Annotated in this window: 22 protein-coding genes and 1 riboswitch; of the genes, 6 read left to right on the forward strand and 16 right to left on the reverse strand. The window is 63.0% G+C overall.

What is annotated here, in order from left to right:
• Positions 1 to 116: 116 nt before the first annotated feature.
• Complete coding sequence (locus LB557_RS15350) at positions 117 to 1,217, reverse strand: hybrid-cluster NAD(P)-dependent oxidoreductase (protein WP_083883131.1); 1,101 nt, start codon at positions 1,215 to 1,217, stop codon at positions 117 to 119.
• Between the two features lie 77 nt (positions 1,218 to 1,294).
• The gene (locus tag LB557_RS15355) at positions 1,295 to 2,542 is read right to left on the reverse strand and encodes an aromatic ring-hydroxylating oxygenase subunit alpha (RefSeq protein WP_224525443.1); all 1,248 of its coding nucleotides are present in this window, start codon (positions 2,540 to 2,542) and stop codon (positions 1,295 to 1,297) included.
• A 112-nt stretch (positions 2,543 to 2,654) separates the two neighbouring features.
• Positions 2,655 to 2,857: riboswitch (cobalamin riboswitch) on the reverse strand.
• Between the two features lie 492 nt (positions 2,858 to 3,349).
• Between LB557_RS15355 and LB557_RS15360 the strand changes: the two genes are divergently transcribed.
• The 4 genes from LB557_RS15360 (at position 3,350) to LB557_RS15375 (ending at position 4,421) form a co-directional block, all read left to right on the forward strand.
• On the forward strand, positions 3,350 to 3,550 hold the full coding sequence (locus tag LB557_RS15360) for a DUF680 domain-containing protein (protein WP_015314343.1): 201 nt from the start codon (positions 3,350 to 3,352) through the stop codon (positions 3,548 to 3,550).
• Positions 3,551 to 3,619: 69 nt separating this feature from the next.
• Complete coding sequence (locus LB557_RS15365; protein ID WP_224643431.1) at positions 3,620 to 3,826, forward strand: DUF680 domain-containing protein; 207 nt, start codon at positions 3,620 to 3,622, stop codon at positions 3,824 to 3,826.
• A gap of 69 nt (positions 3,827 to 3,895) precedes the next feature.
• Positions 3,896 to 4,102, forward strand: coding sequence for a DUF680 domain-containing protein (locus LB557_RS15370; protein WP_015314342.1), 207 nt, complete (start codon positions 3,896 to 3,898; stop codon positions 4,100 to 4,102).
• Positions 4,103 to 4,172: 70 nt separating this feature from the next.
• Positions 4,173 to 4,421: a DUF680 domain-containing protein gene (locus LB557_RS15375; protein ID WP_015314341.1), complete on the forward strand. Its 249-nt coding sequence runs from the start codon at positions 4,173 to 4,175 to the stop codon at positions 4,419 to 4,421.
• 73 nt (positions 4,422 to 4,494) lie between these two features.
• Here LB557_RS15375 and LB557_RS15380 read toward each other — a convergent pair whose 3' ends face one another.
• The 5 genes from LB557_RS15380 to LB557_RS15400 form a co-directional block, all read right to left on the reverse strand.
• Positions 4,495 to 5,607, reverse strand: a complete 1,113-nt coding sequence (locus LB557_RS15380; protein ID WP_224643430.1) for an ABC transporter ATP-binding protein — start codon at positions 5,605 to 5,607, stop codon at positions 4,495 to 4,497.
• A gap of 29 nt (positions 5,608 to 5,636) precedes the next feature.
• Positions 5,637 to 7,301, reverse strand: coding sequence for an alpha-glucosidase (locus LB557_RS15385; protein WP_224643429.1), 1,665 nt, complete (start codon positions 7,299 to 7,301; stop codon positions 5,637 to 5,639).
• A 4-nt stretch (positions 7,302 to 7,305) separates the two neighbouring features.
• Positions 7,306 to 8,460: a carbohydrate ABC transporter permease gene (locus tag LB557_RS15390; RefSeq protein ID WP_224643428.1), complete on the reverse strand. Its 1,155-nt coding sequence runs from the start codon at positions 8,458 to 8,460 to the stop codon at positions 7,306 to 7,308.
• A 1-nt stretch (position 8,461) separates the two neighbouring features.
• Positions 8,462 to 9,475, reverse strand: a complete 1,014-nt coding sequence (locus tag LB557_RS15395; protein WP_224643427.1) for a carbohydrate ABC transporter permease — start codon at positions 9,473 to 9,475, stop codon at positions 8,462 to 8,464.
• 173 nt (positions 9,476 to 9,648) lie between these two features.
• Positions 9,649 to 11,004: an ABC transporter substrate-binding protein gene (locus tag LB557_RS15400; protein WP_224643426.1), complete on the reverse strand. Its 1,356-nt coding sequence runs from the start codon at positions 11,002 to 11,004 to the stop codon at positions 9,649 to 9,651.
• A 362-nt stretch (positions 11,005 to 11,366) separates the two neighbouring features.
• Here LB557_RS15400 and LB557_RS15405 point away from each other — a divergent pair, with 362 nt between their 5' ends.
• A complete protein-coding gene (locus LB557_RS15405; protein ID WP_224643425.1) occupies positions 11,367 to 12,389 on the forward strand; it encodes a substrate-binding domain-containing protein in 1,023 nt (340 codons plus the stop codon).
• A 58-nt stretch (positions 12,390 to 12,447) separates the two neighbouring features.
• Here the strand turns inward: LB557_RS15405 and LB557_RS15410 are convergent, their stop codons facing one another.
• Positions 12,448 to 13,356: a LysR family transcriptional regulator gene (locus tag LB557_RS15410; RefSeq protein ID WP_140788566.1), complete on the reverse strand. Its 909-nt coding sequence runs from the start codon at positions 13,354 to 13,356 to the stop codon at positions 12,448 to 12,450.
• 99 nt (positions 13,357 to 13,455) lie between these two features.
• Between LB557_RS15410 and LB557_RS15415 the strand changes: the two genes are divergently transcribed.
• Positions 13,456 to 13,974, forward strand: coding sequence for a hypothetical protein (locus LB557_RS15415; RefSeq protein WP_224643424.1), 519 nt, complete (start codon positions 13,456 to 13,458; stop codon positions 13,972 to 13,974).
• Here the strand turns inward: LB557_RS15415 and LB557_RS15420 are convergent.
• The 8 genes from LB557_RS15420 to LB557_RS15455 form a co-directional block, all read right to left on the reverse strand.
• Positions 13,961 to 15,400, reverse strand: coding sequence for a S8 family serine peptidase (locus tag LB557_RS15420; protein WP_224643423.1), 1,440 nt, complete (start codon positions 15,398 to 15,400; stop codon positions 13,961 to 13,963). The genes LB557_RS15415 and LB557_RS15420 overlap by 14 nt on opposite strands.
• On the reverse strand, positions 15,390 to 16,058 hold the full coding sequence (locus tag LB557_RS15425) for an anti-sigma factor (protein WP_224643422.1): 669 nt from the start codon (positions 16,056 to 16,058) through the stop codon (positions 15,390 to 15,392). Before LB557_RS15425 ends, LB557_RS15420 begins: the two co-directional genes overlap by 11 nt.
• A complete protein-coding gene (locus LB557_RS15430; RefSeq protein WP_023772366.1) occupies positions 16,055 to 16,621 on the reverse strand; it encodes a sigma-70 family RNA polymerase sigma factor in 567 nt (188 codons plus the stop codon). The genes LB557_RS15425 and LB557_RS15430 overlap by 4 nt, the downstream gene beginning before the upstream one ends.
• A gap of 180 nt (positions 16,622 to 16,801) precedes the next feature.
• A complete protein-coding gene (locus tag LB557_RS15435; RefSeq protein WP_224643421.1) occupies positions 16,802 to 17,641 on the reverse strand; it encodes an alkaline phosphatase family protein in 840 nt (279 codons plus the stop codon).
• Between the two features lie 83 nt (positions 17,642 to 17,724).
• Positions 17,725 to 19,311: an ABC transporter substrate-binding protein gene (locus tag LB557_RS15440; RefSeq protein ID WP_140660084.1), complete on the reverse strand. Its 1,587-nt coding sequence runs from the start codon at positions 19,309 to 19,311 to the stop codon at positions 17,725 to 17,727.
• Positions 19,312 to 19,532: 221 nt separating this feature from the next.
• A complete protein-coding gene (locus LB557_RS15445) occupies positions 19,533 to 21,191 on the reverse strand; it encodes an ABC transporter ATP-binding protein (RefSeq protein WP_140615074.1) in 1,659 nt (552 codons plus the stop codon).
• A complete protein-coding gene (locus tag LB557_RS15450; protein WP_140821691.1) occupies positions 21,188 to 22,012 on the reverse strand; it encodes an ABC transporter permease in 825 nt (274 codons plus the stop codon). Before LB557_RS15450 ends, LB557_RS15445 begins: the two co-directional genes overlap by 4 nt.
• 10 nt (positions 22,013 to 22,022) lie before the next feature.
• Entirely contained in the window at positions 22,023 to 22,982 is a 960-nt protein-coding gene (locus LB557_RS15455; protein ID WP_015314326.1) for an ABC transporter permease, read from the reverse strand.
• Positions 22,983 to 22,992: the final 10 nt, after the last annotated feature.

The following is a 22,992-nucleotide window of genomic DNA, read 5'->3' on the forward strand; positions in this document are numbered from 1 at the left end:
CCCGCCAGCAGGACCGCTTCCACCAACAACGCCTGTAAACTTTCAGGTCTTCCTTGGCAAGGTAACCTTTGCCGGCAACGGGGACCATTTCCGGGTTCAGTCGAAAGCCGGGCGGATCAAGCCTCGATTTCAAGCGGCGACAATGGCTTGGAACAACAGGCCAGGATGAAGCCATCATCGATCTCATGATCGAGGATGCCGCCATTGTGGCTCATCTCGACGCTGCCGGAGACTTTCTTCACTTTGCAAGTTCCGCACAGGCCGAATTCGCAGGCGGCCGGTATTCGCACACCCGAGGCGCGCGCCGTCTGCAGCACGGTCTGGCCGGCGACACAATCGGCGTCGACATCCGAAAGCGCGAAGCGGATCGGCGTCGCGGCTTGGACGCAAATCGCCGCGCCGTCTTCAGCCGGCGAGGCAAACGGCGCCGGGATTTCCTCCGCCGCCGGCGCGGCAAAGCTCTCCTGATGGTATTTTGCCATGTCGAAACCGGCGGCCTCCAGCATGCCGCGCACGGCGCGCATGAAAGGGTCGGGGCCGCAGCAGAAGATTTCGCGTTCGCGGAAATCGGGCGCCAGGAGCGGCAGTCGGATGGCGTCGATGCGGCCCATATGGCCGTACCAGCCCTCGCGGCTCGACCGCTCCTCGATCATGAAGCCGAGCGACAGCCCCGGCATATGGCCGCCGAGCAGTTCGAGTTCCTTGCGAAAGATGATCTCTTCCGGACGCCGTGCGCAATTGACGAAGCCGACATCGGTCCACGGCGCGCAGTCGTTCAGCCAGCGCAGCATCGACATCATCGGCGTCACGCCCGAACCGGCCGAGATGAACAGGTATTTCGCCGCCGGGTGGCTGTGCAGCGAAAAGTCGCCGCCCGGTCCATAGGCCTTGACGTGCGAGCCGGGCGTCAGGTGATCGAACATCCAGCGTGTGCCGACGCTGCCCGCCTGCGCCTTCACCGTCACCGCGATCGAGAATGGCCGTGACGGCGATGATGACAGCGTGTAGGTGCGCATCAGCGGGCCGTCCGGTGTCGGCAATTCCAGCGTCACGAACTGGCCCGGCTTGTAGCGGAACCAGGTCTGGTTGTCGGAGCGGAAGGTGAAGGTCTTGACGTCGGGCGCCTCGTCGCTGACGCCGGTTACTTCCAGCACCTGCAGCCTGTCGTTCCACGGCGCCATCTGGTCGAGGTGGCGATAGAGGCCAAGATCAGTCATGGCGTTCATCCCTGCATACCTTTCATTTTGGGCGTGTCGTGATCCCAAAGCCGCTGCACAGTTTTGGCCGACATGCGCTAGGCGACACTGCGCAGAGCAGGCCGGCCGTCTTCGGAAAGCCGTGGGCCGATAAAGCGCGCGTACCAGTCAACGAACTGGATGACGCCGCCCTCGTGCAGCTCCGAATAGGGACCGGGCTCGTAGGCCGGCGACAGGATGCCGAAGGCGTTTTCCTCGACGATGCGGCGGTCCTGGTCGTTGGTCTCGGTCCAGACATGGGTGAGTTCGGCGAGATCGTAGTCGACGCCTTCCACGGCATCCTTGTGGACCAGCCATTTGGTCGTAACCGCTGTTTCCGTGGCGCTGACCGGCAGCACGCGGAACGTCACCGCATGATCCACGAGGATATGGTTCCAGGTTGTCGGGTAGTGATAGTGCATCAGCGTGCCGATCCGGTCGGCCGAGACGCTGTCGGACAGGTTCTTCTTCACCGCCCGCTTGCCGGTCATCGTGTAGCTCTGGGCATCGCGCAGCAGCGGCGCGCGGGTGGCGCGGTATTGTCCAGCCGGGTCGATGCGAAACTTGCTGGGCAGGCCAACAGCTTCGCACCTCGCCCAGTGGGCCAGCATCTCCGGATCGCTGTCGGCGCCTTGCACGCCGGTCACGGTCGGCGCTTCCGGGAAGGTCTTGCACAGCTCAGGATGATTGCCCGCGCAATGGTAGCATTCGCGGTTGTTTTCCCAGACCAGCTTCCAGTTGCCCTTCTCGATGATCGTGCTCTCGAAGGCGATCTTGGCCTCGCTCAGCCGGTGCGGCAGGAGATAGGGCTCGATCATCGCCCGCATCGGCGCGAAGTCGGCGGGCTCCTTGGCCAGGCAGATGAAGACATAGCCGGCGACGCTTTCGCAGGCGACCGGTTTGAGCCCGAACTGGCTCTTGTCGAACCCATCGGCCATCTGGCGGGCGAACAGCAGCCGGCCGTCGAGTTCGTAGGTCCACTGGTGATAGGGACACACCAGTTTGGCGGCCATGCCCTTCTCGGTGTTGCAGACGCGGCTGCCGCGATGGCGGCAGGAATTGTGGAAAGCGTTGATCTTGCCCTGCTGATCGCGCACCAGCACGACCGGATAATCGCCGATCTGCACGGTGATGAAGCTGCCCGGCTTGGGCAACTCGCAATCATGGCCGATGAACAGCCAGTCGCGATACCAGATCAGTTCCATGTCAAACTTGAAGTAGTCCGGGTCGGTATAGAAGGGCTGTTCCAGCGAAAGGCCCTGTCTGCGGCCGTTTAAAAGCCTCAGCATGTCGTTGCGCGCGTCCATGTCCTGTCCTCATTTTCAAGGACTGAACTGGTGGTGATGGAGGAAGGACTGGGCGCAAGCCGGCGAAAGCCGGACAACACCATCCGCCCCTTGACCGCCCACCGCGATCAGTCGAGTTCTAGCGATCTCGGGCTGGTTTCCGGGCTCTGGAGTTGTCCTGGCGGACCATCGCGACACCTTCCCAAGCTTTCGCCCAGTGGTCTCCCGTTGCGACTTGAACTCCACCACCGTTGCGGGGGCAGCGCCGGAATCTGACCGGCTTCCCAATTCTCCGCTCCGTCGTCACGCAGCGGCACCTGAGATCGCTCGATCTAATCACGACAGGGTTTGCGACATCGGCACGAAAGCGACATCGCATCCATGCGGCGCGACACATACGCGGGATCGTCCCGGCGCGGTTGCAGCGGGGGAATCGCCTTTTCTCGCCAGGCGCGCGGGCACCGTTTTCGACCCTCAGCCGGGCCGGAAAAGGGTTAATGGTTTCGAAAAGTGACTATTAGCAGAGTCTAAAATCGAACCGAACGGTTCGTTTCTGTTGACGGTGCGTGCAGGACGGTGTGAACGCCCAGCCTTCCGACACAGTTGGTGATCGGGTCGTGATCTTAGACAACTATTTGATATCAAATGGAAAAATGAGACATGTAGAAGGCGTTGGTACAATTTCAAGTGGTGGAGTCATGGTCCACGCTGAACAACTTCGTGATTGGAAACGGCAAGGGGGCTCTCCCACATCGGGGCTGTCCGAACGACGCGATTTAATCCCAAGACACGCCGCTAGACGGACGGGAAAAATACTGGAGTACAAAAATGAAAAAGATCATTCTCACTGCCGCCGCCCTTCTGGCTATTTCCGGCAGCGCCTTCGCTAGCAGCGACCATTATGGTTCGAACGCCGCGACCCCCACGGCTACTGTCGACAGCTCCTACACCGCTTCGACCAAGAAGTCGGAGCCGGCTGCCCAGACGCCTGTGACGGGCGCCGACCACAACCTCTTCGGCAACAATTAATAGCCATCCCCGGCACGCGGCGGGTGACCCTGCCGCGCTGGTGGACCCTACAAATTCAGGAGTATTAAAATGAACAAGATCCTCATTGCTGCCGCTGCCGTTCTGGCTCTCTCCGGCAGCGCTTTCGCCGGCAGCGACAACTATGGCTCCAACGGCGCCAACCAGGCTGCTGCCGCTTCGACCGACAATTCGAACACCGCGTCGATCGGCAAGTCGGCTCCGGCCACCTCGGCGCCTGTCCAGCGGGGCAGCGACCGCAACCTCTTCGGCCATTAACGGCCATCCCACGGCCGGTGGGCTCTGGCCCGCCGGCAGCCGGACTTCCAAAATTCAGGAGTACCTAACATGAACAAGATCCTTATTGCTGCCGCCGCCGTTCTGGCCCTTTCTGGCAGCGCTTTCGCCGGCAGCGACAACTATGGCTCCAACGGCGCCAATCAGGCTGCTGCCGCTTCGACCGACAATTCGAATACCGCGTCGATCGGCAAGTCGGCTCCGGCCACCTCGGCGCCTGTCCAGCAGGGCAGCGACCGCAACCTCTTCGGCCACTAATGGCCATCCCACGGCCGGTGGGCTCTGGCCCGCCGGTCCGCGGGACTTCCAAAATTCAGGAGTACCTAAAATGAACAAGATCCTCATTGCCGCCGCCGCCGTTCTGGCCGTCTCCGGCAGCGCCTTCGCCGGCAGCGACAATTATGGCTCCAACGGCGTCAACCAGCCCACTGCTTCGTCGACTGTCAATGTCGATACGTCCCATACAGGTGCGATCCGCAACAGCGATTCGCCTGTCTACAAGCTGCTCAACTCGTCCGGCGACGTGCAGAAGCCGGCCCATCAGGGTGCCGATCGCAATCTCTTCGGCAACAACTAACCAGCCTGTGCAGACAACAAGAGCGGCGGGCCAGGCCCGCCGCTCTTGTTCTTTCATTACCGGACGGCCGTCTTCAGGCCGCCTTTGCTTCCGCTTCGTGGAGGGCAAAGGAGCGACCATCCGCATCGAAGATATGGAGATCGCCGGCATTGGCGGCCAGCCGCAGCGTCGAGCCGCGCTTGACCTCGACATTGCCCGGCAGCTTGGTCACCAGCGGCAGGTCGGCCCGGCCGATATCGACATAGACCAGCTGGACCTCGCCAAGCTGTTCGAGATAATCGACGGTCCCCTCGAACAGATAATCCGCACCGCTGGCGATCGCGAGATCTTCCGGCCGTACGCCGAAGCTGACCGCCGCTCCCTTTGCCGAAGCAGGTGTCGCGATCGGCACCGTCGCCTTGCGGCCGCCGACATGGCTGACGATGGTCGGATTGCCCGTCTTGTCGACCGTCGCCGGCAGGATGTTCATGGCCGGCGAGCCGATGAACTGGGCGACGAAGAGGTTGCCGGGGTTCTTGTAGAGTTCCATGGGCGTGCCGACCTGCTCGATGTGCCCGTCCTTCAGCACGACGATGCGGTCGGCCAGCGTCATCGCCTCGACCTGGTCGTGCGTGACGTAGATCATGGTCGTGTTGGGCATCGATTCCTTGAGCTTGGCGATCTCGATGCGCGTCGCAACGCGCAATGCGGCGTCAAGGTTCGACAGCGGTTCGTCGAACAGGAACACCTTCGGATTGCGCACGATGGCGCGGCCGATGGCGACGCGCTGCCGCTGGCCGCCCGACATCGCCTTGGGCAGACGGTCGAGATATTTGGTCAGCTGCAGGATCTCGGCGGCTTGCCGCACCCTTTTGTCGATCTCGGCCTTGCTTTCCCCACCGATCTTCATCGAGAAGGCCATGTTGTCGTAGACGGTCATGTGGGGGTAGAGGGCATAGGACTGGAACACCATGGCGATGCCGCGCTTCGAGGGTGGCACGTCGTTGACCACCTGGCCGTCGATCTTGAGTTCACCCGACGTGATTTCCTCGAGCCCGGCGATCGAGCGCAGCAAGGTCGACTTGCCGCAGCCCGACGGGCCGACGAAGACTATGAACTCGCCCGATTTGATGTCGAGGTCGATGCCGTGGAGAATGTTAAGATTGCCATAGGACTTCTTCACTTGTCTCAAATTGACATCGGCCATTGGTTTCCTCCAGTGATTCCTCGGATGTTTCAGCCTATGCGTCCGAACCAGGCGCCGTAGCCGCAGAGCTCGACCGACCCGGTGCTCGCCTGCCTGGAGAACCCGTGTCCCGGCAAAGGTTGCAGGGTTCGGTTGCCGAGGTCAACCTTCGCCGGCGTTGCGCCCAGATTGAAGACGCAGACGATCTCCTCATTGCCTGCCCGGCGGGTGAAGGCGACGGTGTCGCCCTGGCTTTCGATGAAGGCGATGTCCCCCTTGGCCAGTGCCGGATGAGCGCGGCGGAAGGCAAGAAAGCGCCGGTAATGCTCAAGCAGGGAGGTTTCGTCGCCTTGCTGCACGTTGACCGCCTGCGGCAGATGCTCGGCCGGCACCGGCAACCAGGGTTTTGCCTGGGAGAAGCCGCCATTCCGGGCATTGCCATCCCACACCATGGGCGTGCGGCAGCCGTCGCGGCCCTTGAATTCAGGCCAGAAACGGATGCCGTAGGGATCCTGCAGATCCTCGAAGCGCAGGTCGGCCTCGCCGAGGCCGAGTTCTTCGCCCTGGTAGATGCAGACCGAACCGCGCAGCGACATCAGCAATGCCGAGATGACCTTGAGATAGGCCGATGGGTCGGCCTCGTCGGCGGCCCAGCGCGAGGCCGGCCGCATCACGTCATGGTTGGAAAATGCCCAGCACGACCAGCCGTCGCTGGCCACCCGGCCAAAAGCTTCCAGCACCGAGCGGACCTTGGCGGCACTGATCTTTTCCGGCGCCAGGAAGTCGAAGGAATAGCACATGTGTACGCGCTTGCCGCCGGCGGTATAGGCGGCGACCACGTCCAGCCCGCGCTGCGAATCGCCGACTTCGCCGACCGCGGCGGTCGCCGTGTACTCGTCGAGCAGCGCGCGGAAGCGCTCGAGGAAGGCGAGGTTTTCCGGTCGGCTTTTGTCGTAGATATGGTCCTGGTAGTTGTAGGGATTGACCGCCGGCGCCGTCTGGTCGTTGCGCTGTTCCGGCGGCAGCGGCGGGTTGTTTTCCAGCCCCTGGCTGTGGAAGTAAAAATTGATGGTGTCGAGGCGAAAGCCGTCGACGCCGCGTTCCAGCCAGAAGCGGGTGACGTCGAGCAGCGCGTCCTGGACTTCGCGGTTGTGGAAATTGAGGTCGGGCTGCTCGGCCAGGAAATTGTGCAGGTAGTATTGCTGGCGGCTGGTGTCCCATTGCCAGGCCGAGCCGCCAAAGATCGACAGCCAGTTGTTGGGCGGCGTGCCATCGGGTCTTGCATCCGCCCAGACATACCAGTCGGCCTTGGGATTGGTGCGGCTCGAGCGGCTTTCCTTGAACCAGGGGTGGATGTCGGCGGTATGCGACAGCACCTCGTCGATCATCACCTTGAGGCCCAGTCGGTGCGCCTCCGCCGTCAGCGCATCGAAATCCGCCAGCGTGCCGAACATCGGGTCGACGTCACAATAATCCGAGACGTCATAGCCGAAATCCTTCATTGGCGATTTGAAGAAAGGCGAGATCCAGATGGCGTCCGCGCCAAGGGCGGCAATGTAGGGCAGCCTGCCGATGATGCCCTTGAGGTCGCCGATGCCGTCGCCATTGGAATCCTGATAGCTGCGCGGATAGATCTGGTAGATCACCGCGCCCCGCCACCAGTCGCGGTCGATGGCGGGGTCTGGTTTCGCAGTCGCCTTCAAAGCCGATTGCATGGTCTCAACCTCCTTTCACCGAGCCGGCCAGCAGCCCGCGGACGAAATAACGCTGCAGCGAGAAGAAGACGATCAGCGGCACGATGATGGTGATGAAGGCCGATGTCGTCAGGATCTCCCAGTTGCCGCCACGCGAGCCAAGCAGCGCATTGAGCTTGGCCGTCAGCACGATCTGATCGGGCGCCGTTCCGAGGAAAACCATTGCCACCAGGAGATCGTTCCATACCCACAGGAATTGGAAGATGGCGAAGGAGGCAAGCACCGGGAAGGACAGCGGCAGCACGATCTTGACGAAGATCTCGAAATCGCTGGCGCCGTCGATGCGCGCCGATTCCATGATCTCGCGCGGCAGGCCGGCAATATAGCTTCGCAAGAGGTAGATGGCGAAGGGCAGGCCGAAGCCGGTATGCGCCAGCCAGATGCCGAGATAGGTCTTGGACGGCACGCCGAAGAACGTGCCGACGCCATTGTAGAGCTTCAGGAGCGGAATGAGCGACATCTGCAGCGGCACCACCAGCAGGCCGATGACGACGGCGATCAGGAGCGCGCGGCCTGGAAAGCGCATCCAGGCCAGTGCGTAGGCCGCAAAGGCCGCGATCAGGATCGGGATGACGGTCGCCGGGATGGTGACTGTTAGCGAATTCATGAAGGAGCGGCCGATGCCTTCGGAAAACAGCACGGTCTGATAATTGTCGGTGGTGAATTTCGGCGGCGCCGACGAAGCGTAGTAGACGCGCTGGCCCCTATCGCCCTCGAACGCCTTTGGCGAGGACATGACGAAGCTGCCGTCGGCGTTGAGCTGCAGGGTCACGCCGTCACCGAGATCGGCTGATGTGCCGGCAGGATACTGCGTCGGTGCCGCCGCCTTGACGCCGAAGGCACTGATGCTGCGCTTGGCCCCGTCGCCGAAGATGTTGCCCTGGAGAACGAACTTGCCGTCCTTCTCTATTTGTGTGGAGGCGGCCGGCAGTCGCCCGGCTTCCGTCTGGCTGGAACTGGCGAAGGAATTCCACCAACCCGAGGCGATGATCTGGTCCTTGTCGCGCAGCGACGAGACGAGGATGCCGAGCGTCGGGATGGTCCAGATCACCACGAAGACGAGCACCGCGATATGAACGCCGAAACGGCTGGCGAAGGAATTTCCGGTCGCGACGGCCATCTCAGTGCCCTCCCGTCTCTTTGTTGGCCTGGCGGATGTTCCAGACCATGATCGGAATGACGGCAATCATGATGATGATGGCTATGGTCGCGCCGCGGCCGAAGTCGCCGCCGCCGCGGAACATCCAGTCGAACATCAGATTGGCCAGCACCTGGCTGTTCCATTGACCGTTGGTCATGGTCAGAACGATGTCGAACACTTTCAGCACCAGGATGGTGATGGTGGTCCATACCACCGCGATGGTGCCCCAGATCTGCGGCACCATGATCTTCCAGAAGATCTGGAACGGGTTGGCGCCGTCTATGACCGCGGCTTCCAGTGTTTCTTCGGGGATGCCGCGCAGGGCCGAGGACAGGATGACCATGGCGAAGCCGGTCTGGATCCAGATCAGGATGATCATCAGGAAGAAGTTGTTCCAGAACGGCAGCGATATCCAGACCTGCGGCTGGCCGCCGAAATACTGGATGATGGCGTTGAGCAGACCGATCTGGATCTGGCCCTGGCCACGATACTCGTAGATGAACTTCCAGATCACGCTGGCACCGACGAAGGAGATGGCCAGCGGCAGAAAGATCAGGCTCTTGGCAATCGTTCCCCACCATATTTTGTCGGTGAGCACGGCGATGATCAGGCCGAGGAAGGTGCAGGCCGCCGGCACCACCGCCAGCCACAATATGTTGTTGCGGATGGCGTTTCGCAGATCCGGATCGCGCAGCGCCCATTCATAGTTGGCGAACCCCACGAAACTCGTGCCGCCGCGATCGAAGAAGGACAGCCACAGCGTCGCGATTACCGGATAGACCAGGTAGATGGTCAGGATGATCAGCGCCGGACCCACGAACAACCAGGGCCGCACCAATCCCTGCCGGCGCAGATTGTTGACGGCGGCCGTTCCGGACACCCCGCGCGCGGGGAAGATCAGGTCAAGCAGTTTGTTGGCGCCCCAGAAATAGGCGACGCAGCCGCCGACGCCGACGATGATGACGAATATTGCCGAGAAAATCTGAGCCGCCATGGGTCCCTCTCCCTGCGCATGACCGGCCAGCGATGCTGGCGACCGATGCGCCGACTTTCAGTTATTCGGAACAATCGAAACGCGAAGCTTCCGGCGTGCCCCGCCGGTCGGATCCGGGCCGTAGCCCGGATCCAGCAGCAAGATGAGGAAAGATCAGGTCGCGCCGGAGCGGCCTATTTGATGGCGTCCCAGCTCTTCTGGATGTCGGTGGCGACGTCCTGGGCGGACTTGCCGCCGACCAGGTCGATCATGCCAGTCCAGAACGAGCCGGCGCCGACCTTGCCGGGCATCAGGTCGGAGCCGTCGAAGCGCACCGTCGTGGCGCCGACCAGGATCTCGCCCTGCTTCTTCAGCGCATCGCTGCCATAGGCGTCCTTGTTGGCCCCCTTGAAGGGTGTGACGAAGCTCTTCTGTGCCATCCACAATTCATGCGCGAGCGGCATTTGCAGGAACTTGATGAATTCGCGCGATGCCTTGGAATCCTTGGTGATCATCACCAGCGTTCCGGCGACTTCCAGCGGCGTCCCGAGCTCCGGCTTGGAGCCGTAGGGCGGGTAGGGGAAGAAGTCCGCATCCTGGCCAAGCTTCACGCCTTCCGGGAAGAAGGAGGGGATGAACGATGCCTGATGGTGCATGTAGCACTTCGGCGGTACGGTGAAGAGGCCCTTTGGGCTGTCGCGGAAGTCGGTCGCCGCGACCGCCTTGGCGCCGCCGTCGACCATCTTGTCGTCGGTGGCGATCTTGCCGAAGATGTCGATGGCATTGACCACGGCCGGGTCGTTGAACGGAATCTCGTTCTTCACCCACTTGTCGTAGACTTCGGGAGTCTGCGTGCGCAGCATGATGTCCTCGACCCAGTCGGTCGCCGGCCAGCCCGTCGCGCCGCCCGAACCAAGCCCGATGCACCACGGCTTGCCGCCATCGGCGATGATCTTCTTCTCGAGTTCGGCAAGTTCTTCCTGCGTCTTCGGCACCTTGTAGCCGGCTTCCTCGAAATTGTCGGGCGAGTACCAGACCAGCCCCTTCACGTCGATCTTGTAGGGAAAGGCATAGAAGCCTGGCTTGCCGTCCTTGCCGTTGTAGGTGCCGAGCTTGGCCCAGGAATCGCCGGCGGCGTAATTCTCCTTGACCCAGGCTGCGACGTCGTCGCCGAGCGGGGTCAGCACGCCCTTGGAAGCGAGGTCCTGGATGAGACCCGGCTGCGGCAGGACGGCGATGTTGGGCGGGCTGCCGGCCTGGGTGTCGATGACGATCTGCTGCTCGTAGTTCTCGGACGAGGAATATTTGACCTCTGCGCCGGTGGCTTCGGAGAAATAATCAAGTACCGACCGGACAAGCGTCTCGTCCTCGCCACGCCACGGTCCGAAGATGGTCAGGGTCTCGCCCTTGAGGTCGACTTTCTTGAGGTCCTCGTAATTCGCCCAGTTGAAGCGCTTGTCCTCGCCCGGCTTGAATTTCAGTTCGGCATGCGCGGGCGCGCTCAGGGCGAATGCGGCAGACGCAACACCCAGCAAAAGCATTCTCTTCATCGGTATTCCTCCCAGTGGGTCATATATACCGGACGGAACCTCCATTCCGCCCGCCGACGCCGCAGGACTGTGACTCAGTCGCAGGGGGACTGCAACCTTTCGAACAGTCTTCCAAAGCGCTTTGGCTTTGTTGATCTCGCCACTGAATCGGGCGGGAGTCAAGGGGGAGCAGGAACTAATCGATTTAGCCGCCGCTTGCCAGGGCCCCAAATTAGCGTGGCAACATGCTTTTCGGCACTGCAGCAGCAATTTTCGTTTCAAACCCGGCCCCGGTACGTTTATGGTCCTGACGGCATTCCCCACGCCCTTGGGGCGTTTGGGTCGATTCAATTTAAAAGCGCTTTGAGGCAGGGAGGCCTCTCGTGAACCTCAAGCAACTCGCGCATATGCTGGCGCTTTCCCAGACCACGGTAAGCCGTGCGCTGAACGGCTATCCCGAAGTCAACGAGGAAACCCGCAGGCGTGTCATGGACGCCGCCAAGCGCCATGGCTATCGCCCCAATCCGAGTGCGCGCCGGCTGGCCACGGGCAAGTCCGGAATGATCGGCTACGTCCTGCCGACGGGTGTGGCCGTCGACATCGATCCCCATTTCGTCGAATTCCTGTCCGGTCTTGGCGACTATGCCCGCTCGCATGAGCTCGACCTTGTCCTGTCACCGACCGATGCCGATGACCAGGAAACGACCTACCGCCGCATCGTCGCCAACCGGCAGGTCGATGCCGTCTATATCTCTTCGCCGAGGCCGCAGGACCGGCGCGTGGCGCTGGTCAACACGCTCGGCATTCCTTTCATCGTCCATGGCCGCAGCGAGGGCCTGGATTTCGACTATCCCTTTCTCGACATCGACAATGAAGGCGCCTTCCACGAGGCCGCGCGGCTGCTCGTCCAGCTCGGCCACCGGCGGCTGGCGCTGATCAATGGCGACGACCGCGAGACCTTTGCCATCCACCGCGAGCGCGGCCTGCGCCGGGCGCTGGCCGCGAGTGGCCTGGCATTGGACGATCGCCATGTCTGCTCGCTCGTCATGACCGAGGAGAACGGCTATCGCGCCGCCCGGCGCCTGCTCGAACAGGACGGTGCGCCGACGGCAATCGCCTGTTCCAGCCTGATCATGGCGCTCGGCGTCGTGCGCGCGGTGCGCGACCTTGGCCTCAGCATTCCCGGCGACGTCTCGCTGATTGCCCATGACGACGTTTTTCCCTGGCTGAAGCCGGAGAATTTTTCCGTGCCGCTGTCCACGACGCGCTCGTCGATCCGGCTGGCCGGCGCACGCATCGCCGAGCGGCTGGCGGCGCGGATATCGGGACTGGAGGAGGGCGCGCGCGGCGAGGTCTGGCCGGTCGACCTGGTGGTCAGGGGATCGGTCGCCGGCGCGCCGGCCTGACCACTCGCCAGCGGGGTCAATTGCTGGAACGACTTCTGCGCTGCCTCTGCCCGTTGTCTCAGCCCGCGGATTTAAGATGATCGATGAAGGCGCGCAGCTTCGGCAGGACCTGACGCTTGCCAGGATGATAGAGGAAGACGCCAGGTGTCGCGCCGGCAAAGTGTTCCAGCACCGGTTTGAGTTTCCCCTGTTCTATTGCGCCGTCGGCGACAGGCCGAGGCGTCTGCGCCAGGCCGACGCCTTGGATCGCGGCCCCCAGCAAGGTTGGATAGTCATGCGCGATCAGCGGGCCCGAGACGACCGCCTCGATCGCCCCGTTGCCGTCGGCGAAGGACCAGGGTGCGATGGCGCCGTTCGCGCGGCGCAGGCGCAGGCAGGCGTGGTGGCGCAGATCGGTGATCTGTTCTGGCTGGCCGTGGCGCTCGAGATAGTCCGGGCTGCCGACGACCACGAAGGAGAAGGGCGGCGTCAGCCGCACCGCGATCATGTCGGGCGCGATGAACTGGCCCAGCCGGATGCCGGCATCGAATCCGCCGGCGGCGAGATCGACCATCTCGTCGCTGGCGGCGATCTCCAGTTCGATCTCGGGATAGGCCCGGCAGAACGACGCGATCATAGGCTCCAGGATCAGCGGCACGACCGCGCGGGGCACGGACAGTCGCAAAAGCCCGGTCGGCCGCTGGCCGACATCGCGGGCGACCTCGCCCGCGGCCATGATCTCTTCGAAGGCAGGTCCGGCGCGGTCGAGGAACCGCTGGCCAGCCTCGGTCAGGCCGACGCTTCGGGTCGTGCGGGCAAACAGGGCCGCACCGATGCGGGCTTCCAGCGCGCGCACCGCCTGGCTCACCGCGGACGGCGTTACCGCCAGTTCGGCCGCGGCACGGCGGAAGTTACGATGCCGCGCGACGGCCAGGAACACCTCGACCCCGTCCAACGCACCGTGTCGGATTGTGTATCTCTGCTTCATAGGCTGTTCTGATTACAGCGGATGGCCGAACTATGAAAGCAGTCTTAGCTAACGATCGAAGTGTGCGGGACCGCATGGCCACCTGTTGCGAGGAAACCGATGTCAACGCCGATGCTGTTCCAGATCCACCTCGTCCTGGGCTATGTCGCATGGCTGCTTTGCTTCGGTGCATATGGCCTGCCATGGCTGGTCTCGATGGATCGGATGGCGGCGCAACGCGCCATTGCCACGCTGCACAGTTTCCGCTTCTTCGGTCTCGTGTTCCTGCTTCCGGGCGTCGTCGGCCCCAATCTGCCTGCCGGCTTCGCCATGTTCGCTGCCTATGGCGACTTCGCCACCGGGGTGCTGGCCATGCTGGCATTGCTGACGGTCAGAGTTCGCTTGCTCTTCTGGTCGTTCGTCGTCGCCTTTAATCTCGTCGGAATGGCCGACCTCGTCGTCGACTATTACCACGCGGTTCAGGAAGGCCTTCCCGAGCACGCGGAGCAGTTGGGAGCCACCTACGCGATCCCCATCATCTACGTGCCGCTGCTGATGATCACGCACATCGCCGCGTTCTGGTTCCTGCTTCGTCCCGGCAAAGCGCCGCGTGAGCCGTCGCTGGCTATTCCTTCGTAGTCCCTGCAGCCTTGATGTCCAGCAGGCCGTAGCCGAAATCATTGTCGCGCCCCTTAAGCCCGAGATCCTTCGCGGTCGCCGCAAGCGCCTTCTCGATGTCGTCGGCCGAGCGGTCGGGCGTGGCATGGATGAGGTTGGCGATGGCGCCGCTGACGATCGCGGCCGCGAACGACGTGCCGGTAACGACATCCGAGCCGGCGCCGCTCGGCGCCACCATCTCGACGCCGGGCGCGGAAATGAACACATAGGCGCCGCGATTGGCCTGCGGCATCAGCGAATCCTTGGCGTCGGTGGCCGTCACGGCGATGACGCCGTCAAAGGCGGCCGGATAGCCGTAGGGCGCCTTCGGCCCGTTATTGCCGGCCGCCGCCACCAGCACCATGCCAAGCGCCCGTGCATTGCGGCAGGCGGTGCCGAGCAGGTCGTTTTTCGGTCCGACGAAGCTCATATTGATGATGCTGACATTCTGGTCCGCCGCCCAGTCGAGCGCCGACAGAATGACGTCCATGGTCGACTTGCCGCCCTCGAAGGCGCGCGCATGGTAGATCCTGGCGCCCGGCGCCATGCCTTCCAGCGGGCCGACGCCGGCAATCAGACCGTCGATCGAAGTGCCGTGGTCGCGCTTTTCGATCGGCACGTCGGGCATGGCGTCGAACTGCGCGGCGATGACGCCGGCAAGCGCCGGATTGCTGTCGTCGATGCCGGTATCGATGACGGCGACGCGCACGTTCTCGCCGCTGGCCTGTTTGGCGTCGAGCGCGATGCGGTCGAAGGCATAGTTGACGATGCCGGCCGCCTGCTGCAGCGAGTAGATGTGGTTGGGCTCGCGGCGCCGCGTGCGGCCGTCGGCGGCAAGCTGCGCCAGCACCACGCCGACAGGGCGGCCATCGGGAATGCCGAAACGCACCAAAGTGGCGCCAAGCAGCCGGGACTGGCGCTGCGAGCGTACTTCTAGGCCGAAGGAAGCGGCGATCTGCTGCACGGCACCGGCATCGCCATCGACCGTCACCAGCACCTCGTCCGGCACGAACTCCCCGGTCACGGCGCGCCGCGACTGGACGGTGATGAGATCGGTCGGCGAGACGATCGGTCCACTGGCTGGTGGGCCGGCCTGGTTGCCCCCGGGGGAAGTCGCGGGCTCCGGCCGTGGTGCCGGCACCGGTGTAGGAGGGGCGGCCGGATTGGGGAAAAGGTCGACGATCAAGGCGGGCAGAAAAACGGCGCTGGCCTGGGCCGCACCCGACCCGCCTTTGGTGGCGCCGCCGTCCTTGACGCAGTCGGCCGCCATTGCATTGGCGTCGTTGCTGCAATCGATTTTGGCCCGCTCGGGATTGCCGTCGTTGGTCTGCGCCGACACAGGCACGGCGGCGATTGTCATCGCCGCCGCAAGGACAGCCGCAAATCGAATGACCGCCTCAGCCGCCATCAACAGGTTTCCTTCCCTCGATCACAGTCTCGGCGAAAGGCTGGGCGGCAATAAGGCTGCGCGCCTTCTCGTAGTCGGCGGCTGTCGTCGCCGGAATGGCGAGCCTGAAGATGCCATCGGCGGTCGGTCCGCCGATGATCTTGAGCTTGTTGGCGTCGAGGAAGACGGCAATGTCGGCCATCCTGGCGTCCGGCTTGAACTTGACCAGCGCAAACGGCAATTTGGCCAGATCGTCTTGTGCGCCGGCGATCTCGAAATTGCCGCCCCTGCCGCCGGGCTGCACCAGCGACTGCACCGCGATCAAGGCCAGCAGAACCGCGGCCGCCGCCCAGGCGACGCCGACCGGCACCGCCATGAAACGGCCCCCCGCCTGCGCCAGCCAGGACGATCCGGCCGGCCTGCGTGCAGGCCCGGCCTCCGCGTCCAGCGCCTTGGCGAAGCGGCTGAGCGCATCGGCCGGCGGGCGGATCGCCTCATTGGCCGCCGCCGTACCGGAGAACTCGGCTTCCGCCTCGCCAAGCGCGGCAAGTGCCGAGGGATCGTTGGCCAGCCATTCTTCGACGGCTTCCATGTCCGAACCTTCCAGCGAACCGTTCAGATAGAACGGCAGCAGCGTCTCCATTTCGTCGCGGCGCGACATCTTTTCAGCGGCGCTCATGGCCACCCCCTGTCGTAACCGGCGGCTTTCAGGGCTTCGCCGAGTTTCTTGCGGGCGTAGAACATACGGGTTTTGACGGTCGCGACCGGAATATCGAGCACCTCGGCGATCTCGGTCACCGACTGGCCCTGATAATAGGCGAGGTCGATCACCGTGCGGTGCTCCTCGGGCAGGGCGTCAATCAGGCGGCGCAAGGCGGCGGCCTTATCCTCCTTCATGGTGACGACCTCGGGCGTGTCGGCGCTGTCGGGCACCGCGGCGGCGGCCTCGTCGTCGATCCAGTCTTCCTTCTTCTTGCGCAGCAACGATAGCGCCTTGAAGCGGGCGATGCCGAGCAGCCATGTCGAGACTTCGGAGCGCCCTTCGAAACCCGGCGCCTGGCGCCACAGTTCGAGAAACACCTCGTTGGCGATGTCGTCAGCCATCATTTCCGATCCCGTCTGGCGCGCCACGAAGCGGTAGACCCGCGCGTGGTGACGCATGAACAGGAGCCGCACGGCGGCCCGGTCGCCCTTCGCGACCCGGTCGACCAGCGCGCGATCGGTCTCCGTCGCCGCTGTCATGGCCGGTCGAGCCGCCTGGCTCCTGTTTGCTCTGTCGCCGATCGGTCCAAAAAGGTTCATCCTCCGCCAAGGAATTTTGGGAGGCTAACCGAAGAGCGGGGCGGTTGCCAGAGCATCCCTTCGCGCCGTTTAGGGGGAGAAGGTGCCGGCAGGCGGATGCGGGAGGCGCCAGCCGCCCGATCAGGTGAGAAAAGCCTTCGCCTTCATCGTCGCCGGCACCGGCACGCCCAGCCGGCTCAACACCGTTGGCGCCAGTTGCAACTGGTCGAGCAGCGTGTCGGCTTCCGGCCCTTTGCCTTGTCCGAAATAATACAGTGCGAAATCCTGCATCTCGTCGTCATGGCCGCCATGGTGACCGCGGTCGGTCTGGCCATGGTCGGCGGTGACCATGACCTCATAGCCGGCTTCGATCCAGCCCGGCAGGAAGGCCGCCAGCATGCCGTCCATGGCGTAGCAGGCATGGTCCATCTCGTGGCAGTCGTGACCGAAGCGGTGACCCATCGAGTCCAGCGTGCAGGTGTGCAGGATGCCGTAGTCGATGTCGTGGCGCCGGGTGAGCATGGTCAGCGTCGCGAACAGGTCGACATCGCTCGGCGTCATCTGGTTCTTGAGATTGTAGCCGGTCATGGTGTGGAAGCGGCCATGCGTGATCGGTCCGCCGGGCTCGTCATATTCCATGTCTTCGACGAGGTCGAAGGGGTAGGAACGGAAGAATTCAGACCAGTAGGAATGGGTAACCGCGCCGGTCCTGCCGCCGGCCTTGCTGACTTCCGAGAAGATATCGGGCTGTCCGACGCGAAACCGGTTTTCGTTGGACAGGATCCCGTGCACCTGCGGCGAAACGCCGGTGTGGATCGAGGCATAGCAGCAGGCCGAGGTCGACGGCAGCACCGAGCGCATCTTCCACACCCGCGCCTCGCCCGATTGCACCCAACCCTCGAGATTGCCCATCAGCCGGCGCCAGTCGCGATAGGGAACGCCATCGAGGATGATCAGCAGAAGCTTGGATTGGATCGCCACCGGTTGCTCCACGCGTTTGTCTGTTGAAACGAGCGCGCCGCGTGTCGTTCGGACACGCGGCGCTTTTCAATATGAGACAGATGTCAGGCGTTCAGCCAGCATTCTCCCAGCGCGTACCCATCCATCATTTCGCCGATCGGGTTCTTGACCCATCCGCTGATCTTGTTGGTGGCGGCCGCGTCGATGAACTGGTTGAAGAAGGGCACGATCAATCCGCCTTCATCGCGCATCATCACCGCCATGTCGTGGTAGATCGCCTTGCGCTTGTCCTGGTCGAGTTCGCCGCGCGCGGTGAACAGCATCTTGTCGAATTCCGGCCGCTTGAAGCGCGTGTCGTTCCAGTCGGCCGTCGAGACATAGCCGGTGGAATACATCTGGTCTTGCGTGGCGCGGCCGCCCCAATAGGAGAGCGAGAAGGGCTTCTTGTTCCACACCTCGGACCAGTAGCCATCGCCGGGCTCGCGCTTGATCTCGATCTTGATACCGGCTTTGGCCGCGCTCTGCTGATAGAGTTGGGCGGCGTCGACGGCGCCGGGGAAGGCGACATCGGAGGTCCGCAGCAGGACCGAGCCGCTGTGGCCCGACTTCTTGTAGAGGGCGGCGGCCTTTTCCGGATCGAATTTGCGCTGCTCGATGGCGGTAAACAGCGGGTAGGCTTCGTTGATCGGGAAGTCGTTGCCCACCGAGCCGTAGCCGCGCAGAATCTTCTCCAGCATTTCCTCGCGGTCCATGGCCAGCTTGAGCGCCATACGCAGATCGTTGCTGTCGAAGGGTGCGGTGTCGCAGAACATGTTGAACGGGTAGTAGCCCTTGCCAGACACGTTCTCGATACTTACGCCGGCAATGCGCTTGACCAGATCGACAACCTTCGGCTCGACGCGGTTGATCATGTGGACCTGACCGCCCTGGAGGGCAGCGAGACGCGCCGTCGCGTCGTTGATGACAACGATCTCGACCTGGTCGGCATGGCCGGCCTTGTCGCCCTGCCAGTAGTTGGCAAAGCGTTCGCCGCCATGGCGCACGCCCGGCTGGTTGACGGTGACCTTGTAGGGACCGGCGCTGATGCCGGCATTCGGGTTGTCCTTGCCGCCATTCGGCTGGATGACGAGATGGTAGTCGGCCATCAGATAGGGGAAGTCGGCGTCTGCATCGCCGAGCGTGACGATCACTTCCTTGCCGCTCGCCTTGACGCCCTTGATGTTCTTGAGGATGCCGAGTGCGCCCGACTTCGACTTCTCGTCGGCATGGCGCTCGATGGTGGCGGCAACGTCTTCGGCGTTTACCGTCTTGCCATTGTGGAATTCGATGCCGTCACGGACCTTGATCGTCCACGTCTTGGCGTCCTTGGAAGCGCCGATGTCTTCGGCGATCAGGTTTACCAGCTTGTTGTCTGGGCTTAGCCGGGCAAGATACTCGCCCCACTGCTTGCTGAAACTGTAGGTGACCTGGCTGAGGTTCAGGGCAGGGTCTAGGCTGTTGGTCGATTCACCGCCCTGCAGGCCGGCCTTGATGATGCCGCCCTTGACCGGACTCTGCGCGAAGGCCCTCCCCGCCAGCGTCGTTGCCAGCGCGGCGGACACGCCAAGCGCCGCGGTGCGGCCAAGAAAGTCGCGACGCGATATCCGGCCCTGGCCAGCGAGATCGGCGAGATGATCGAGTTCAGTCTTCATGTCCTACCCCTTGTTGAAAACAACGTCCCACCAGTGGCGCCCGTCCAAAGGACGTGTGGCGCCCTAGTGTTGCATGCGGATGACGATCGCCATCTCCCCTGGCTTGCGGATCGCTGGCTGGCGGGAGCAATTCGAGGAAAGTATGAACGGTCTTCCTTCCGAAATTGCGTAAAAACAAAGAGATAGAGCAGTTCACCGTTTCCGTGAAACGGTGAACTGCGCTAGTTCCCCGCGCTGGCCATGCGCCGCCCCTTGATCGCCTTTTCCAGCCAGCCGATCTCCATCTCCGGGACCGATGACAAGAGAAGGTCAGTGTAGTCATCGAAGGGGGGCGTCAGCACCTTGCTCTTCGAACCATAGCGCACCACCTCGCCGCGATACATCACAGCGATCGAATCGGCGATCGACTTCACCGTCGCCAGATCGTGGGTGATGAACAGATAGGCGACGTTCTCCTCCTTCTGCAGTTCAAGCAGAAGCTTCAGGATGCCGTGCGCCACCAAGGGGTCAAGCGCCGAGGTCACCTCGTCACAAATGATCAGCTTGGGTTTTGCCGCGAGCGAGCGGGCGATGCAAACACGCTGTTTCTGGCCGCCGGAAAGCTCGGCCGGGTAACGGTCGACAAAGCCCTTGCCCATTTCGATCTTGTCGAGCAGTTCGGCGACGCGGGCATCGCGCTGTTTGCCGCGCATGCCGAAATAGAACTCGAGCGGCCGGCCGATGATGGTGCCGACGGTCTGGCGCGGGTTCATCGCCACGTCGGCCATCTGATAGATCATCTGCAGCTGGCGCAAATCCTCCTTCGGCCGGTCGGCAAGCCGGTTGGCCAACGGGCGTCCGTCGAACGTGACGGTGCCCTGCTCGGGTGGCAAAAGTCCGGTTATGGCGCGCGCCAGCGTCGATTTTCCGGAGCCGGATTCGCCAACCACGGCCAATGTCTGGCCGGGGTAGATATCGACCGAGACGTTCTTCAGCACCTTGACCTGGCCGCCGCCATAGGCAGCGGTGACGTTCTTGACAGACAGGAACGGCGTGGTGCCGGGGTTCTGCTCGGCATGTTCGATCTCGTGCACCGAAACCAGGGCGTTGGTGTATTCCTGGCGCGGCTCCTTGATGATCTGGCGGGTGCCGCCCCATTCGACCAGCCGGCCATGGCGCAGCACCATGATCTCGTCCGAGACCTGGGCAACGACGGCCAAATCGTGCGTGATATAGAGCGCCGCCACATGGGTGTCGCGGATGGCGTCCTTGATCGCCGCCAGCACGTCGATCTGCGTCGTCACGTCGAGTGCCGTCGTCGGTTCGTCGAAGACGATCAGGTCAGGCTCCGAGCACAGCGCCATAGCCGTCATGACGCGCTGCAACTGGCCGCCTGACACCTGGTGCGGAAAGCGTTCGCCGATGGCTTCCGGGTTCGGCAGGCTGAGCTTCTTGAACAGCGCGATCGCGCGTTTCTCGGCCTCCGCCCGTGTCGCCGTCCCGTGCAGCAGCGTGGCTTCCACCACCTGGTCCATCAGCCTGTGCGCCGGGTTGAAAGCGGCCGCCGCCGACTGCGCGACATAGCAGACCTCGCGGCCACGCAGCTTGCGGAAACCTTCCTTGCCGCCCTTCAGGATGTCGCGGCCGTTGAGCAGCACCTCGCCACCGGTGATGCGCACGCCGCCACGGCCATAGCCCATGGACGACAGGCCGATGGTCGACTTGCCGGCTCCGGATTCGCCGATCAGGCCGAGCACCTTGCCCTTCTCCAGCGTCAGCGAGACGTCGTGCACGAGCACGATATTCTTCGGCGCCTCACCTGGCGGATAGACCGTCGCCTCGATGCGCAAATTGCGGATATCGAGCAGAGGGGTGGACTTTGCCTTCACGTCGGCCGTCATCCGCGTCCTCCCTTCAGGCTTGTCGTGCGGTTCAGCACCCAGTCGGCCACAAGATTGACCGAGATCGCCAGTGCTGCGATCGCGGCCGCGGGAATGAGCGCGGCGCCTATGCCGAACACGATGCCGTCCTTGTTCTCCTTCACCATGCCGCCCCAGTCGGCGTCCGGCGGCTGCACGCCGAGGCCGAGAAAGGACAACGTCGACAGGAACAGCACCGCATAGATGAAGCGCAGGCCGAGTTCGGAGATCAGCGGCGACAGCGCGTTGGGCAGGATTTCGCGGAAGATGATCCAGGCGCTGCCTTCGCCGCGCAGCTTGGCGGCCTCAACATAGTCCATGACGTTGATGTCGACGGCGACCGCGCGTGACAGGCGATAGACGCGCGTCGAGTCGAGAATGCCCATCACCAGGATCAGCGTCACCAGGTTGGTTGGCAGCACTGAGAGCACCACCAGGCCCATGATCAGTGTCGGGATCGACATCAGGAGATCGACGAGGCGCGACAGGATCGTATCGAACCAGCCGCCGAACACGGCCGCCGAAAAGCCAAGTATGGCGCCGAGCGAGAACGACAGCGCGGTGGCCAGCACGGCGATAAACAAGGTGATGCGGGCGCCATAGATCATCCGGGACAGCAAATCGCGGCCGAGATTGTCGGTGCCCAGCCAATGCGCCGCCGATATCGGCTCCCAGACATCGCCGACAATTTCGGCATTGTCATGCGGTGAGATCCAGGGCGCGAAGATCGCCGCCAGCACGAACAGTGCCGTCAGGACAATGCCGATCAGCGCGGGGACGGGGATGCGTTTGATATCGAGCATATCAGCCCCCCTATTTCGGATGGCGGAGACGCGGATTGGCGACGATCGCCGCTATGTCCGCGATGATGTTGAGACTGATGTAGACGGCGGCGAAGATCAGGCCGACGGCCTGTACCACCGGTACGTCACGCTTGGTGACGTGATCGACGAGATATTGTCCCATGCCGGGATAGACGAAAATCACCTCGACCACGACGACCCCGACGATGAGATAGGCGAGGTTGAGCATGACGACGTTGATGATCGGCGCGATGGCATTGGGGAAGGCGTGCTTGCGGATGACGTTGAACGCCGACAGGCCTTTCAGTTCCGCCGTCTCGACATAGGCCGACTGCATGACATTGAGGATCGCCGCTCGCGTCATGCGCATCATGTGGGCGAGCACCACCAGCGTCAGCGCCGTCGCCGGCAGCGCGATCGCCTGCATCCGCTCACCGAAGGGCATGCCTTCGTAGACAGTCGAGATGCCGGGAAAGATCTGCCACTTCACGGCGAAGAAATAGACCAGCACATAGCCGATGAAGAATTCGGGGAAGGAGGTCGAGGCCAGTGCCAGCCCGGAGATCAGCTTGTCGACCCAGCCATTGCGGTAGCGCACCGCGATCAGGCCCAGGATGATGGCCAGCGGTACGGCCACGATCGCCGCCCAGAAGGCGAGGAACAGTGTGTTCCACAGGCGCGACTTGATCGAGGTGGCGATATCCTGCCCGCTCGACATCGCCGTGCCGAGGTCGCCGGTCAGAACGCCGCCGAGCCAATGAAAATACCTGACATAGGCCGGGTCGTTCAGCCCGAGCTGCTCGCGCAGATTGGCGAGCGATTCCGGCGTCGCGGATTGTCCCAGAATGGCTTGCGCGACATCGCCTGGCAGAATCTGCGTGCCGGCGAAGATCAGGACCGAGATGGCCAACAGAAGGAGGATGCCCAGCGCAATGCGCTGGGCAATGAGTTTCAGGATGGGTGAAGACATCTCTGCAAAG

This window comes from Mesorhizobium sp. BR115XR7A (genome assembly GCF_020165315.1).
Lineage (GTDB): Bacteria > Pseudomonadota > Alphaproteobacteria > Rhizobiales > Rhizobiaceae > Mesorhizobium > Mesorhizobium australicum.

Coding starts and splice junctions, on each gene's coding strand:
- LB557_RS15350 (WP_083883131.1), bottom strand. CDS start 1,217: ATGACTGATCTTGGCCTCTATCGCCACCTCGACCAGATGGCGCCGTGG.
- LB557_RS15355 (WP_224525443.1), bottom strand. CDS start 2,542: ATGGACGCGCGCAACGACATGCTGAGGCTTTTAAACGGCCGCAGACAG.
- LB557_RS15360 (WP_015314343.1), top strand. CDS start 3,350: ATGAAAAAGATCATTCTCACTGCCGCCGCCCTTCTGGCTATTTCCGGC.
- LB557_RS15365 (WP_224643431.1), top strand. CDS start 3,620: ATGAACAAGATCCTCATTGCTGCCGCTGCCGTTCTGGCTCTCTCCGGC.
- LB557_RS15370 (WP_015314342.1), top strand. CDS start 3,896: ATGAACAAGATCCTTATTGCTGCCGCCGCCGTTCTGGCCCTTTCTGGC.
- LB557_RS15375 (WP_015314341.1), top strand. CDS start 4,173: ATGAACAAGATCCTCATTGCCGCCGCCGCCGTTCTGGCCGTCTCCGGC.
- LB557_RS15380 (WP_224643430.1), bottom strand. CDS start 5,607: ATGGCCGATGTCAATTTGAGACAAGTGAAGAAGTCCTATGGCAATCTT.
- LB557_RS15385 (WP_224643429.1), bottom strand. CDS start 7,301: ATGCAATCGGCTTTGAAGGCGACTGCGAAACCAGACCCCGCCATCGAC.
- LB557_RS15390 (WP_224643428.1), bottom strand. CDS start 8,460: ATGGCCGTCGCGACCGGAAATTCCTTCGCCAGCCGTTTCGGCGTTCAT.
- LB557_RS15395 (WP_224643427.1), bottom strand. CDS start 9,475: ATGGCGGCTCAGATTTTCTCGGCAATATTCGTCATCATCGTCGGCGTC.
- LB557_RS15400 (WP_224643426.1), bottom strand. CDS start 11,004: ATGAAGAGAATGCTTTTGCTGGGTGTTGCGTCTGCCGCATTCGCCCTG.
- LB557_RS15410 (WP_140788566.1), bottom strand. CDS start 13,356: ATGAAGCAGAGATACACAATCCGACACGGTGCGTTGGACGGGGTCGAG.
- LB557_RS15415 (WP_224643424.1), top strand. CDS start 13,456: ATGTCAACGCCGATGCTGTTCCAGATCCACCTCGTCCTGGGCTATGTC.
- LB557_RS15420 (WP_224643423.1), bottom strand. CDS start 15,400: ATGGCGGCTGAGGCGGTCATTCGATTTGCGGCTGTCCTTGCGGCGGCG.
- LB557_RS15425 (WP_224643422.1), bottom strand. CDS start 16,058: ATGAGCGCCGCTGAAAAGATGTCGCGCCGCGACGAAATGGAGACGCTG.
- LB557_RS15430 (WP_023772366.1), bottom strand. CDS start 16,621: ATGACAGCGGCGACGGAGACCGATCGCGCGCTGGTCGACCGGGTCGCG.
- LB557_RS15440 (WP_140660084.1), bottom strand. CDS start 19,311: ATGAAGACTGAACTCGATCATCTCGCCGATCTCGCTGGCCAGGGCCGG.
- LB557_RS15445 (WP_140615074.1), bottom strand. CDS start 21,191: ATGACGGCCGACGTGAAGGCAAAGTCCACCCCTCTGCTCGATATCCGC.
- LB557_RS15450 (WP_140821691.1), bottom strand. CDS start 22,012: ATGCTCGATATCAAACGCATCCCCGTCCCCGCGCTGATCGGCATTGTC.
- LB557_RS15455 (WP_015314326.1), bottom strand. CDS start 22,982: ATGTCTTCACCCATCCTGAAACTCATTGCCCAGCGCATTGCGCTGGGC.